At 70.2% G+C, this 12,524-nt stretch carries 12 protein-coding genes; 8 read left to right on the forward strand and 4 right to left on the reverse strand.

Going from position 1 to position 12,524, the window contains the following annotated elements; translation table 11 throughout:
* Window position 1: 1 nt before the first annotated feature.
* Genes galT through galE form a run of 3 tightly spaced genes read left to right on the forward strand, consistent with a single transcriptional unit; the run spans window position 2 to window position 3,424 of the window.
* A complete protein-coding gene (gene galT / locus ACLF6J_RS15275) occupies window positions 2-1,204 on the forward strand; it encodes a galactose-1-phosphate uridylyltransferase (RefSeq protein WP_134352275.1) in 1,203 nt (400 codons plus the stop codon).
* The gene (galK, locus tag ACLF6J_RS15280) at window positions 1,201-2,394 is read left to right on the forward strand and encodes a galactokinase (protein ID WP_134352276.1); all 1,194 of its coding nucleotides are present in this window, start codon (window positions 1,201-1,203) and stop codon (window positions 2,392-2,394) included. Before galT ends, galK begins: the two co-directional genes overlap by 4 nt.
* Window positions 2,395-2,443: 49 nt before the next feature.
* Window positions 2,444-3,424, forward strand: coding sequence for a UDP-glucose 4-epimerase GalE (gene galE / locus ACLF6J_RS15285; RefSeq protein ID WP_131494351.1), 981 nt, complete (start codon window positions 2,444-2,446; stop codon window positions 3,422-3,424).
* A 3-nt stretch (window positions 3,425-3,427) separates the two neighbouring features.
* Here the strand turns inward: galE and ACLF6J_RS15290 are convergent, their stop codons facing one another.
* The 3 genes from ACLF6J_RS15290 to ACLF6J_RS15300 are packed head-to-tail and all read right to left on the reverse strand — an operon-like array spanning window position 3,428 to window position 6,872.
* Window positions 3,428-4,753 (reverse strand): MFS transporter, encoded by a 1,326-nt coding sequence (locus ACLF6J_RS15290; protein WP_134352277.1) that lies wholly within the window; start codon window positions 4,751-4,753, stop codon window positions 3,428-3,430.
* A complete protein-coding gene (locus ACLF6J_RS15295; protein WP_131494353.1) occupies window positions 4,750-5,679 on the reverse strand; it encodes a polysaccharide deacetylase family protein in 930 nt (309 codons plus the stop codon). The genes ACLF6J_RS15290 and ACLF6J_RS15295 overlap by 4 nt, the downstream gene beginning before the upstream one ends.
* Before the next feature lie 44 nt (window positions 5,680-5,723).
* Window positions 5,724-6,872: an ROK family transcriptional regulator gene (locus ACLF6J_RS15300; RefSeq protein WP_134352278.1), complete on the reverse strand. Its 1,149-nt coding sequence runs from the start codon at window positions 6,870-6,872 to the stop codon at window positions 5,724-5,726.
* A 553-nt stretch (window positions 6,873-7,425) separates the two neighbouring features.
* Between ACLF6J_RS15300 and ACLF6J_RS15305 the strand changes: the two genes are divergently transcribed.
* Window positions 7,426-8,118: a M23 family metallopeptidase gene (locus ACLF6J_RS15305; RefSeq protein WP_244093517.1), complete on the forward strand. Its 693-nt coding sequence runs from the start codon at window positions 7,426-7,428 to the stop codon at window positions 8,116-8,118.
* A gap of 50 nt (window positions 8,119-8,168) precedes the next feature.
* Window positions 8,169-8,693, forward strand: a complete 525-nt coding sequence (locus ACLF6J_RS15310; RefSeq protein ID WP_134352280.1) for a GNAT family N-acetyltransferase — start codon at window positions 8,169-8,171, stop codon at window positions 8,691-8,693.
* Between the two features lie 27 nt (window positions 8,694-8,720).
* Here ACLF6J_RS15310 and ACLF6J_RS15315 read toward each other — a convergent pair whose 3' ends face one another.
* On the reverse strand, window positions 8,721-10,172 hold the full coding sequence (locus tag ACLF6J_RS15315) for a gamma-aminobutyraldehyde dehydrogenase (protein ID WP_134352281.1): 1,452 nt from the start codon (window positions 10,170-10,172) through the stop codon (window positions 8,721-8,723).
* A 99-nt stretch (window positions 10,173-10,271) separates the two neighbouring features.
* Here ACLF6J_RS15315 and ACLF6J_RS15320 point away from each other — a divergent pair, with 99 nt between their 5' ends.
* Genes ACLF6J_RS15320 through ACLF6J_RS15330 form a run of 3 tightly spaced genes read left to right on the forward strand, consistent with a single transcriptional unit; the run spans window position 10,272 to window position 12,515 of the window.
* Window positions 10,272-10,739 (forward strand): Lrp/AsnC family transcriptional regulator, encoded by a 468-nt coding sequence (locus tag ACLF6J_RS15320; protein ID WP_047520308.1) that lies wholly within the window; start codon window positions 10,272-10,274, stop codon window positions 10,737-10,739.
* A gap of 28 nt (window positions 10,740-10,767) precedes the next feature.
* Window positions 10,768-12,171, forward strand: a complete 1,404-nt coding sequence (locus tag ACLF6J_RS15325; RefSeq protein ID WP_134352282.1) for an NAD(P)/FAD-dependent oxidoreductase — start codon at window positions 10,768-10,770, stop codon at window positions 12,169-12,171.
* Window positions 12,168-12,515, forward strand: a complete 348-nt coding sequence (locus tag ACLF6J_RS15330) for a cupin domain-containing protein (RefSeq protein ID WP_134352283.1) — start codon at window positions 12,168-12,170, stop codon at window positions 12,513-12,515. Before ACLF6J_RS15325 ends, ACLF6J_RS15330 begins: the two co-directional genes overlap by 4 nt.
* The last annotated feature ends 9 nt before the right edge of the window (window positions 12,516-12,524 follow it).

The raw sequence follows: 12,524 nt of genomic DNA on the forward strand, positions 1-12,524 counted from the left end.
CGTGAACACGCACGATCTTCCTGAGTTGCGCACCGAGGCCCTCGGCGCCGGCGTCGTCAAACGCACCACCACCCTCGCCGACGGCCGCGACCTCTTCTACTACGACGAACCCGGCACGACTCTGGGCGCCGAGCGGGCGGTCGACGCCCGCGTGCTCGACCCGCGCCCCGACACCGCGACCATGCGCCTCGACGTGCTCACCGGCGACTGGATCACGGTGGCCGCGAATCGACAGAACCGCGTGATGATGCCGGGCGCCGACGCCGACCCCCTGGCGCCGCAGACCCCCGGGAACCCGTCCGAGGTCCCTTCGCGATACGACGTCGCGGTGTTCGAGAACCGCTCCCCCGCGTTCGGCCCCGCGCTCAGCGAAGCCGTGGGCGGTGCCCCCCAGGCGCCCAATGCACCACGCGGACGGGACGACCTCTCCGCACTGGGCCTCGGCCGCACCCGTGCCGCCGTCGGACGCTGCGAGGTCGTGTGCTTCAGCCCCGAGCACTCCGGCTCCTTTGGCACGCAGTCCGAGACCCGCGCCCGCACCGTGATCGAGGCCTGGGCGGACCGCACCGCTGCCCTGTCGACACTGCCCGGCATCGAGCAGATCTTCCCCTTCGAGAACCGCGGCGAGGCGATCGGCGTGACCCTGCCGCATCCGCACGGCCAGATCTACGCCTACCCGTACGTGACTCCCCGCACCACCCGCGTCCTGGAGTCGATCGACCGGACGGCCCCCGACCTGTTCCAGCACATCCTCGAATCCGAGCAGGCGTCGGAGCGCGTCGTCCTCCGCGGCGAGCACTGGACCGCCTTCGTGCCGTTCGCCGCCCGCTGGCCGCTCGAGGTGCATCTGATGCCGCACCGCCACGTTCCCGACCTCGCCGAGACGACCGCGGCCGAGCGCGACGAGCTGGCTCCGCTCTACCTGCGCCTGCTGCGCGGCGTCGACGCCCTCTACGACTCCCCCACCCCCTACATCGCCGCCTGGCATCAGGCACCGGTGCACGTCGGACGCGACACCGTGCGCCTGCACCTGCAGCTCACGAGTCCGCGCCGCGCCGCCGACAAACTGAAATTCCTGGCCGGCTCCGAGGCCGCGATGTGGGCCTGGGCCGCCGAAGTCCCGCCGGAAGCGGGGGCTGCTCGCCTGCGCGAGGCCATCGAGCGCGCGTCGCCGACCACCACCGGAGAAGGAGCATCCGCATGACCACGGCCCGCGACGACGCGCGAGCGCTCTACACCGAGCTCACGGGACGGCGACCGGACGGTGTCTGGTCCGCGCCCGGCCGCGTGAACCTCATCGGCGAGCACACCGACTACAACGACGGCTTCGTCCTGCCGTTCGCCATCCCGCAGAGAACCTTCGCCGCGGTCGGCCGCCGCGACGACGACCGCGGCCGCGTGCGGGTCAGCTCCCGTTTCGCCTCCGATCCGGTCGAGGTCGGCCTCGACGAACTCGACCGGCTCTTCCCGACCGCGCCCGGCGCGTCTCCGGCCGTTCCCGAATGGGTGGCCTACCCGCTCGGCGTCGCGTGGGCGCTGCGCCAGGCCGCTACCGGCGACGGCCCGTTCCGTGGTGTCGACATCGCGATCGCCTCCGATGTGCCGGTGGGAGCCGGACTCTCCTCTTCCGCCGCGATCGAGGGAGCGACGGCCTCCGCGCTCGACGAGCTGTGGGGCACGGGCCTCGACGGCAGAGCCCTCGCCCGGATCGGACGACGCGCGGAGAACGAAGCCGTCGGCGCACCCACCGGGATCATGGACCAGATGGCGTCCATGCTGGGAGCGCCCGACACCGCTCTCTTCCTCGACTGCCGTTCGCTCGAGACCGAACTCGTGCCGCTCGGCATCGCCGAGGCGGGCCTCGCCATCCTCGTGATCGACACGCGCGTGAAGCACGCCCACTCCACCGGTGGCTACCGCGATCGTCGCGCCTCCTGCGAGCGCGGAGCCGCAGCCCTCGGGGTGCCCGCACTGCGCGACGTATCGATCGCTGACCTGCCCCGCGCCCGCGAACAACTGGACGAGGAGACCTTCCGCCGTGTGCGGCACGTCGTGACGGAGAACCAGCGCGTAGTCGACACGGTGCATACGCTCCGCACGGACGGCGCGCGGGCCATCGGCGACCTGCTGATCGCCTCGCACGCGTCGATGCGTGACGACTTCGAGATCTCGACCCCCGAGCTCGACACCGCGGTCGACACCGCACTCGCGGCGGGGGCACTGGGGGCGCGGATGACCGGCGGCGGCTTCGGCGGTGCGGCGATCGCGTTGATCGAAAAAGATGCCGTCGAGACCGTGTCCGCAGCGGTGAACGCGGCCTTCGTCGCGGCCCGGTTCGCGGCACCGCACCTGTTCACCGTCACCCCTTCTGCAGGACCTCACCGCGACGCCTGACAGAATGAGCCATCGGGCCGCGAAGATTCCGCGGCAGGAGAGGAATGCAGTGTCCTGGATCGTCACCGGCGGTGCCGGCTACATCGGTGCCCACGTCGTCCGCGCCCTCGCGAGCGCGGGGATGACCCCCGTCGTCCTCGACGACCTGTCCAGCGGGGTCGCACCGTTCGTCCCCGAGGGCGTCCCGTTCGTGCGGGGCAGCATCCTCGACCGCGCACTCGTCGAGAAAGCGCTGCGCGACCACGACGCGGAAGGCGTGATCCACGTCGCCGGGTACAAGTACGCGGGCGTGTCGGTGCAGCGCCCCCTGCACACCTATGCCCAGAACGTCGAGGGCACCCGGATCATCCTCGAGGCCATGGAGGCCACGGGCGTCTCGAACATCGTGTTCTCCTCCTCGGCCGCCGTCTTCGGCACTCCTGATGTCGCGCTGGTCGTCGAGGACACGGCGAAGAAGCCGGCCAGTCCGTACGGAGAGTCGAAGCTCATCGGGGAATGGCTGCTGCGCGACCAGGCGATCGCGACGGCCGACTCCGCACACCCGCTGCGCCACACCTCGCTGCGGTACTTCAACGTCGTGGGTTCGGCCGACCCCACGGTCTACGACGTGAGCCCGCACAACCTCTTCCCGATCGTGTTCGAAGCACTGCTCGAGGGCAGGACGCCGAAGATCTTCGGCGACGACTACGACACCGAGGACGGCACCAACGTGCGCGACTACGTGCACGTCGGCGACATCGCGGCAGCGCACGTCGCCGCCGCCCAGCGCCTCGCCGACGGACGACCGATCGAGACCGCATACAACCTCGGATCCGGCGACGGCCTCAGCGTCACGCAGATCATGGATGCCGTCGCCCGAGTCACCGGCATCGACTTCACCCCCGAGATCGGACCCCGCCGTCCTGGCGACCCCGACCGCATCGTGGCCACCGGGGAGCTCGCCGCGCGCGACCTCGACTGGACCATGCGATACACCGTCGACGAGATGGTGCGCACGGGCTGGGAGGCGCGGAAGGCGGCGTCCCTCTAGGGCTCAGAGGTCGCGGGTGCGGATCGGATAGAGCCAGAAGCACAGCCACGCGAGGGCGGTGAATCCGAGCGGGATGACCGCGAGCATCAGACGGATACCCCCGTCGACGCTTTCGGGCTGGGCATCGCCGAGCGTGGCGTCGAACCCCGAAGCCGTCAGCACCACCGCGGCCACGACCGCCTGCAGTACGACCGAACCGCGCACCACGAAACCGTTCACTCCGAAGTAGGCGCCCTCCCGTCGGTGCCCGGTGCGCACGGCATCGTCATCGATGATCTGCGCGAGCATCACCTCGAGCAGCTGCAGCAGTCCGCCGACGCCGACCCCCACGGCGACTCCGACCAGCGACGCCCCGAGCACGGTCGACGGCGCGAGGTAGCCAAGCACGGCGACGCCGAACACCGCGACGCTCCACAGCACGGCGGTGCGCGGTGACGTGCGACGGACGACCGCGCTCCACAGCACGATCGAGGGGATCGCCGTGACGAAGATCGCCCCGAGGAGCAGACTCCCCTCCCCTTCCTCGGCGTGCAGCGAGTACCGCACGTAGAAGGGGACCGCGGCCAGGATGACCGCGATCGAGGTCTGGACGAACAGCGAGCCCAGCACGTAGGGGACGAACGCCCGGTTGCGGAAGGTGTAGGTCAGCTGATCCTTCCACCGCATGGCTTCCGACGCCGCCTCGGGCACCCGGCGCTCGATCATCCCGCCGAAGAACGACCACGCGAGCAGCACCAGGCAGACCGCGCCGAGCACGAGCGCCATACCCGGCCATCCGAGAGCCCCGTACAGGGCGGGGGCGCCAGCCGTGCCGAGGACCATGCCGAGAATCGCGAAGATCTGCCGGGGGACGTTGCCGCGGGCGCGCTCCTCCGTGGTGCGGAAGATCTCGGGGAACAGTGCCGAGATGTTCAGCACCACGACGACGAAGGCGATGTCGTACACGGCCACGACGACGAGGAACCAGACGATGAGACCGGCGACGGGAAGTTCGGGCGGCATCCACACCAGCGTGAACGCGACGACGAGCGGCACGATGCCCAGCCCGACCCACGGGATGCGACGGCCCCAGGGGGTGCGCAGCCGGTCGGAGATCGCCCCCACGACGGGGTTCAACACCGCGTTCAGGATGCCGTGGGCGATCATCGCCACGGCCACCCACCCTGCCGGCACCGCGAGGTGCGAGACGTAGAAGTAGACGACGAATGCGGAGAAGGTCTGCGCCATGAGCTGCGTCGGGAAGCCGGAGGCTCCGAACGCGATCGCCTGCCGTCGGGTCGGAGCCGCGTCGAGACGGCGGTCGCGCAGGCGCTCGCCCACCGAGGTCATCGGACGCCTGCCCGCTGCACGTCACGCAGGGCGCGCCAGCCGACGCGCACGAGCGCCTCATCCTCGATCGCCTGCAGCACAGCGGGGTCGCGGAGCAGTCTCAGCTCATAGCCGCGCTTCGTCGCGCTGAAGTCGACCGCTGACCGCAGCTCCTCGTCGTCGACCATCGGATGCAGGTAGATCTCGGTCACGCCGGCCGGAACGGCGCGCAACAGGGCGATGAAGCCGTCCCGTACCTGCTCGTAGGTCTCCTCCTCCGGCGTGCCCTCCCCGAGGAGCGGGAACGGATGCGACCACAACCTGTCGATGATCACGACCCCGGATGCATCGGCCGCGGCAGCTGCGGCATCGAGCGTCGCCTGCAGGGCCGCGTCCTCGCCCACGCCGTCCATGCTGCGCGGCAACCGGAACGGAAGCCCGTGACGCGCGGCGAGCTCGAACACCGGACGGAGGAAGTCGCGTCCGGTCACGAGTCCGTAGACGGAGCCCATGTGATTGTCGAGGTGCGTCACATCGACACCGGCATCGAGCGCGGCCTGCAGCTGGGCGGCGAGCTCGACTGCCACGTCCTCCTCCGACGCCGCCTGCTCGACGGACGCGACGTCCATCGGGAAGAAGCCCGCCGCGTCGACCAGGCTCGTGTCCGTGCCGGTGAGCGGCCGCCACCGGTAGCGAGACCATTCGCTCGTGAGCACGAGATGCACACCGATGTCGAGGTCAGGGCGGGAGGCGGCGAAGGCGAGCGCCTCCGGGGACCACGAGCATGGCACCATCACGGTCGCCGAGTCGATCCGGCCGGCGTCCAGGAGGTCGACGATGGCGGTGTTCGCCGCATGGCACATGCCGAAGTCATCCGCGTTGAGGATGATCGCTCGTGCGCCGGGGGCGAGGCCGAGACGGTCGGCGAGGTCGGAGGGAAGGGTCATCGGTGATCCTGTCGGAAAGGGGCGGTGGGGACGGGCGGCGACCCTCAGCGTCCGGGCTTCGCGGCCGGCGTGAGGATGCGGGTGAACAGGGTGCCGCGGAGCGTGGACGCCGCCTCGCCGACGGCACCGACGAGCGGCGCCTCGGGTCCGAACGAGGAGACGAGGAATCGCAGCGGGAGCTGCGCAGCGTATTCCTCGGCGATGCGCTCGATCGCCGCCACGAGCGCGGGGTGTGCTGCCCGGCCGCTCAGGATGAAGGCTTCGGGGTCGAGCACCAGGCCCACGCTGCCGGCCACGAGCACGATGCGTCGTCCGATCTCCTCCACGACCCGGGCCGAGGCCGCGTCCCCGCGCGCAGCGGCCTCGAGGTGCTCCGCCAGGGAGGCGTCGGGGTCGCACCCCTCGTTGAGAGCGAGATCGCGGACGACGGCATCGCTCACGATGGGTGCACCGATCGGGAGCGGCGGCTGCGGCAGGTACATGACCTCGCCCGCCACACCGGAGAATCCGCGGTGCAACGCTCCGTCGACCACGATGCCCGCTCCCAGTCCGTCGTCGAGCAGGAGCAGCGCGAAGCTGGCGAGATCGCCACCCGCACCGGCGGTGAGCTCGGCGAGGGCTGCGAGGTTGACGTCGTTCTCGATCCGGACCGGGCAGTCGAGGGCCGTGGCGAGCGCGGTGCGGAAGGCGCCGCCGTCAGGGCCGAGGTCATCCCGGATGCCGCCATCGGGGGTGACGATGCCGGGGACGCCGACGACAGCGAGGTGGACGGCGTCCTTCGTCGCCTTGACCGCACGACGGCAGCGGTCGACGAGGTCGACGATGTGCGCGACGCGGTCTTCGGTGGACGTGAGCGCAGCGTGCTGCTCGGCGCGCACGGTCCCGCTCGCGTCGACCAGGACGACATGCGCTGCGTGGTGGTCGATGTGCACGGCGGCGGCGAAGCCGAGTCGCGGATGCAGGGCGACCCGTCCGGCTGCGGGTCCGCGGGTCTCTCGATCCACGCCGGCCGCGGCGACGGCTCCTGCCCCTTCGAGCATCCGCAGCACCTGGGTGACGGCGGTGCGGGAGAGACCGGTCGTCGACATCAGCTCCGCGCGGGTCTGCGGACCGCTGCGCGCCAGGGCCTCCAGGATCGCGCGGCCGTTGAGCGTGCGGAGCAGGCCCTGCGGTCCCGCGAGTGGTCTGGACATGCGTTCCGGCGTCTCCCTCGCTCGCGCGTCCTCGACGCGGTGTCCGCAAGCATGCCACATCGCGTCGCACTCGTCGATGGTTCGCCGCTCCTTTCCGCCCTCGATTTGACGCTCTCGGGGTTCGCCGCTTAGATTACAGATCGGTAACGGCGGCATCCGGGGGGATCGCCCGCCACGCACACCTCCCCTCCGGAAGGATCCCGTCACGAATTCCCTGCCGCCCGAGAGCGCTCACGACGCCTCGGAAGCCCCCACAGAAACCTCCGGCACGTCTCGACCGCTTCTGCGGCGTGACCTGCGCCGTTCCGCGAACGCCGCACAGCAGCCGACCCGCACCGCGAACACGCCGCACACGGACACCCCTCGCCCGTCATCGCCGCCCCCGGCATCGCCGGCCGAGTCCCGCCCGCGCGCCGCCCGCGAGCAGCCCCCGACGCCATCCCCGGAACCGACTGAGCAGCCCCCGAGCGCGACGCGGCCCCGTCGGCGGAAGGCCTCGGCCCCGCGGATCCGTCCCCGCAGAGCGACGCGCCCGTGGGCGAAGGCCAAGGCTGTGGGAGCCACACTCGCGGTCGGCGCGATGATCACCGGGGCAGCACTGCCCGCGTTCAACCCGGAGATCACTTCGATCGCCGCCGCCTCCGCCGAGGTCACGACCGCCGCGAGCGACTTCGCGCAGTCGTACACCTCGACAGACGAGATCCGCGCGGAGATCGCGCCTCGAGGGAACTTCGCCGCGACGACGCCGGAGGAGATCAAGGAAACGCGTTCGCGTGCCGTCGCCGCCGCGATCGCCGCCGGCATGCCTCTCGGAAGTGCCATGGAGATCCCCGTCGCCGACCGCGTCGTGATGCCGATGGCCGACGGGACCTACACGTTCACCGACGGCTTCGGCGCCTCCCGCCCCGGCCGGTCGCACCTCGGCCAGGACTTCGCCGCGGGGGTCGGCACGCCGATCAACGCCGCGATGACGGGCTGCGTCTCCCGCTCCACCGAGAGCTATCAGGGCTACGGAGTGACGATCCAGATCGAGAGCATCGTCGATGGCCAGGCCGTGAGCACCGTCTACTCGCACCTGAACTACGGCACCCGCGCGGTCGAGGTCGGCGACTGCGTCGAGGCCGGTCAGTACATCGGCGACGTCGGATCGACCGGGTACGTGTTCGGCTCCTGCCTGCACTTCGAAGTCCACATCAACACGGTCGCGGTGGATCCCATGCCGTGGCTCGAGAAGAACGTGAGCTGAGGCGCACCCCTGCCACGGAAAGCCTTTCGCCCCTCCCCTAGGGTGGACGGATGAGTCCGCTGGTGGTCCGGGAAGCGGGCGTCGACGACGCCGACGAGGTGGCTCGCGTGCACGTACGGTCCTGGCAGGCTGCCTACCGCGGGCTCATCGACCAGTCCGTGCTCGACGGGCTCTCCATCGCCGAACGCGCGACGGGCTGGCGTCGCCTCATCACGGATCCGCTGCCCACGACTCTCGGGCTCCTGGTCGCCGAACGCGACGACCGCATCCTCGGGTGGACGTCGTTCGGCTCCGGCCGCGACCCCGACGGCTTGGCCGACGCCGAGGTGTACGGGATCTACGCGGATCCCGATGCCTGGTCGACGGGCGCGGGACACGCGCTCCTCGGCGCCGCCGAACAGCGCATGGCCGACGCCGGACACGCGCGCGCCTACCTGTGGGTGCTCGACGGGAACGTGCGTGCCGACACGTTCTACGCGCGCCACGGCTGGATCGAAGACGGCGCCATCAAGATCGAGGAGCGCCCCGGGTTCACCCTCTGCGAGCACCGCCGCGTGAAGCTGCTGGCACCCTGATCGCAGGGCCTCCGGCGCGGGTGGGCGTCAGTCGAGGGCGCTCATCACGTGCTTGATGCGGGTGTAGTCGTCGAAGCCGTACTGGGAGAGGTCCTTGCCGTAGCCCGAGTGCTTGAACCCTCCGTGCGGCATGTCCGACACGAACGGGATGTGGGTGTTGATCCACACGCAGCCGAAGTCGAGGTCGCGCGAGAAGCGCATCGCGCGGGCGTGATCCGTCGTCCACACCGAGGACGCGAGCGCGTACGGCACATCGTTCGCCATCTCCAACGCCTCGCTCTCCTCCGAGAACGACTGGACCGTGAGGACCGGCCCGAAGACCTCTCCCTGGACCACCTCATCCTCCTGCCGCACGCCCGACACGATCGTGGCCTCCCAGAAGTAGCCCTGTTCCCCCTGACGGCGACCACCGGTCTCGATCTTCGCGTGCGAGGGGAGGCGGTCGATGAAGCCCTGCACCTGCGCGAGCTGTGCGGCGCTGCTCAACGGGCCGTAGAGGACGCCGTCCTCCCGCGGACCGCCCGTGCGCGCATGGCTTCGCGCCCGCGCGACGAGCGCCTCGATGAGCTCGTCATGCCGTGACTCATGCACCAGCACGCGGGTCGCGGCCGTGCAGTCCTGTCCGGCGTTGAAGAAGGCGCCCGTGATGATGCCCTCCACGGCCTTCTCGAGGGACGCATCCGCGAACACGATCGCGGGCGCCTTCCCGCCGAGTTCGAGGTGCACGCGCTTGACGTCGCTCGCCGCCGACCGCGCGACCGCCATCCCCGCACGCACCGAGCCGGTGATCGCGACCATCTGCGGGGTCGGGTGCTCCACCAGCGCGACACCCGTGTCGCGATCGCCCAGCACGACGTTCAACGTGCCGGCCGGCGTGTGCCGGGCGACGATCTCCGCCAGCAGCAACGTCGTCAGCGGAGTGGACTCAGCGGGCTTCAGCACGACGGTGTTGCCGGCGGCGAGCGCAGGGGCGATCTTCCACACGGCCATGTTCAGCGGGTAGTTCCAGGGCGTCACCTGCCCGATCACACCGACGGGCTCGCGGCGGACGAACGACGTGTGGCCGCCGAGGTACTCCGCTGCGGCTCGTCCTTCGAGACTCCGAGCGGCCCCTGCGAAGAAGCGCAGCTGATCGACCGACTGCATGATCTCGTCGGCCACGAGGCTCGCCCGCGGCTTGCCGGTGTCCTGCGATTCGAGGTCGGCGAACTCCTCCGCGCGGGCTTCCATCTCGTCGGCGATGCGGAACAGCGCGAGCTGTCGGTCGGCGGGCGTCGTGTCGCGCCAGAGCGGGAAGGCCGCGGACGCCGCGGCGTAGGCGGCGTCGACGTCGGCCGCGGCCGAGACGGGCGACTCCCCGTAGATCTCCTCGGTGGCAGGATCGATGAGCGGCATCCGCCCCGAGCCGTTCGCGGGCACGAAGTGTCCGCCGATGAAGTTCTGCAAGGGAGCGGAGGTCTTCAGAAGAGTGCTGGGCATGGCGTCATGCTAGCGCGTCGGGTGCGGAATCTGAAGATGTGGACCGATATTTCAACTGAATCAGTTGCAGATCAGCCTCATAGCTGACAATATCGACACATGAGCTCGAAGCCTGCCCAGCCCGCACTGGATGACATCTCCAAGCGCATCGTCGAACTGCTGCAGGAGGACGGCCGCCGTCCCTACGCGGAGATCGCACGCGAGGTCGGTCTGAGCGAGGCCGCCGCACGGCAGCGCGTGCAGCGGATGACCGAAGCGGGTGTCATCCAGATCGTCGCGGTCACCGATCCGATGCAGCTCGGCTTCCGGCGCATGTCGATGATCGGCATCCGCGTGTCGGGCGACCCCCGCACCATCGCCGAAGAACTCACGACGATCCCGGAGCTGGCCTACGTCGTGGTCACGCTCGGGACGTTCGACATCCTCGTCGAAGCCGTGTGTGAGGACGACGAGCACCTGATCGACCTGATCGCGACCCGCATCCGGACCATCCCCGGCATCGCGCACACTGAGAGCCTGCTCTACGCGGGCCTCTACAAAGACCTCTACAACTGGGGAACGCGCTGAGGCGCACCCCCCTCACATCGGAGTGAACATGGGCACCACCGTCTTCGAACGCCGACGTCCGCCGCAGGGAATCGTCGACGACTCCCTGCGCGAGACGGCTCTCCGCGTGTTCTGGCTCGACGACGTCGATCGGCCGACGCATCCCTCCCTGAACGGGACGGTCCGCGCGGATCTCGCGATCGTCGGCGGTGGGTACGCCGGCCTGTGGACCGCCGTGCGCGCCAAGGAACGCGACCCCGGACGACGCGTCGTCCTGCTGGAGGCGTCGCGGATCGCGTGGGCCGCGTCCGGCCGCAACGGGGGCTTCTGCGAGTCGAGCCTGACGCACGGCCACGAGAACGGTGTGAACCGCTGGCCGGAGGAGATCGACCGGCTCGAAGAGCTGGGGCACGCCAACCTCGACGGCATCGAGGAGACGATCGCGCGCTACGGCATGGACGCCGAGTTCGAGCGCACCGGACAGCTCGCCGTCGCCGTCGAACCGCACCAGGTCGACCGGTTCCGCGAGGAACCCGGATTCCTCGACCGCGAGGCGGTGCAGGCGGAGGTGCACTCGGAGACGTTCCTCGCCGGCGACTGGGACCGCGAAGGATGTGCGATGGTGCACCCCGCGAAGCTCGGCGTCGAGCTGGCACGTGTGGCTGCCGACCTCGGCGTCGAGATCTACGAGCACAGCCTGGTGCGTGCGATCGAGGGCGACGGGTCCAGCCCCATCGCCCTCGTCACCCCGAACGGCCGGGTGGTCGCCGATGCGGTCGCGCTCGGCACGAACGTCTTCCCTTCCCTCCTCAAGCGCAATCGCCTGATGACCGTGCCCGTGTACGACTACGTGCTGATGACCGAGCCGCTCTCCACGGAACAGCTCGCTGCGATCGGCTGGTCGAACCGACAGGGCCTCGCCGACAGCGCGAACCAGTTCCACTACTACCGCCTCACCGCCGACAACCGCATCCTGTTCGGCGGCTACGACGCGATCTACCACTTCGGCGGCAAAGTGCGGCCGGAGTACGAGGACCGCATCGAGAGCCACCGCCGACTCGCCTCGCACTTCTTCACCACGTTCCCGCAGCTCGCGGGCCTGCGCTTCACGCACCGGTGGGCGGGCGCGATCGACTCGTCCAGTCGGTTCTGCGCGTTCTTCGGCACCGCGCGCAAGGGACGCGTGGCCTATGCGACCGGCTTCACCGGTCTCGGTGTGGGCGCGGCGCGCTTCGCCGCTGACGTGATGCTCGACAAGCTCGCGGGCGAAGAGACCGAGCGCACCGAGCTGCGGATGGTGCGGGAGAAGCCCATTCCGTTCCCGCCCGAGCCCGCCGCCTCGATCGGCGTCAACCTGGTGCGCGCGGCGATGGATCGAGCCGACCACAACGAGGGCAAGCGCAACCTCTTCCTCAAGACGCTCGACGCCCTCGGCATGGGCTTCGACTCATGAGCGGCCTCGCTGCGGGCGGCGGAGTGGATGCCATCGCCCTGGACCTCGCGCATGCTCCTCTGCCCGCGGACGAGGTGATCGCCGGGGCTCCGACCACCGCCGTGCACGAGCTCGCGACCCTCGGCGGTGTCGAGGTGGGCATCTGGGAGATGACGCCGGGCACCGTCACGGACACCGAGACCGACGAGGTCTTCGTCGTGCTGTCGGGCCGTGCCACGATCGCGTTCGCCTCGTCCGGGCTGCCCGATCTCGAGGTCGGCCCCGGCTCGGTGGTGCGCCTCGCGGAAGGCATGCGCACCACCTGGACCGTCACCGAGACGCTGCGCAAGGTCTACGTCGCCTGACGCCCCGGT

This window comes from Microbacterium sp. IO18, from assembly GCF_049099505.1.
Taxonomy (GTDB): domain Bacteria; phylum Actinomycetota; class Actinomycetes; order Actinomycetales; family Microbacteriaceae; genus Microbacterium; species Microbacterium aurugineum.

Excerpts from the sequence above, each read along its gene's own strand:
- galK (WP_134352276.1), top strand. The coding sequence starts at position 1,201 with ATGACCACGGCCCGCGACGACGCGCGAGCGCTCTACACCGAGCTCACG.
- ACLF6J_RS15290 (WP_134352277.1), bottom strand. The coding sequence starts at position 4,753 with ATGACCTCGGTGGGCGAGCGCCTGCGCGACCGCCGTCTCGACGCGGCT.
- ACLF6J_RS15295 (WP_131494353.1), bottom strand. The coding sequence starts at position 5,679 with ATGACCCTTCCCTCCGACCTCGCCGACCGTCTCGGCCTCGCCCCCGGC.
- ACLF6J_RS15300 (WP_134352278.1), bottom strand. The coding sequence starts at position 6,872 with ATGTCCAGACCACTCGCGGGACCGCAGGGCCTGCTCCGCACGCTCAAC.
- ACLF6J_RS15310 (WP_134352280.1), top strand. The coding sequence starts at position 8,169 with ATGAGTCCGCTGGTGGTCCGGGAAGCGGGCGTCGACGACGCCGACGAG.
- ACLF6J_RS15315 (WP_134352281.1), bottom strand. The coding sequence starts at position 10,172 with ATGCCCAGCACTCTTCTGAAGACCTCCGCTCCCTTGCAGAACTTCATC.
- ACLF6J_RS15320 (WP_047520308.1), top strand. The coding sequence starts at position 10,272 with ATGAGCTCGAAGCCTGCCCAGCCCGCACTGGATGACATCTCCAAGCGC.
- ACLF6J_RS15325 (WP_134352282.1), top strand. The coding sequence starts at position 10,768 with ATGGGCACCACCGTCTTCGAACGCCGACGTCCGCCGCAGGGAATCGTC.
- ACLF6J_RS15330 (WP_134352283.1), top strand. The coding sequence starts at position 12,168 with ATGAGCGGCCTCGCTGCGGGCGGCGGAGTGGATGCCATCGCCCTGGAC.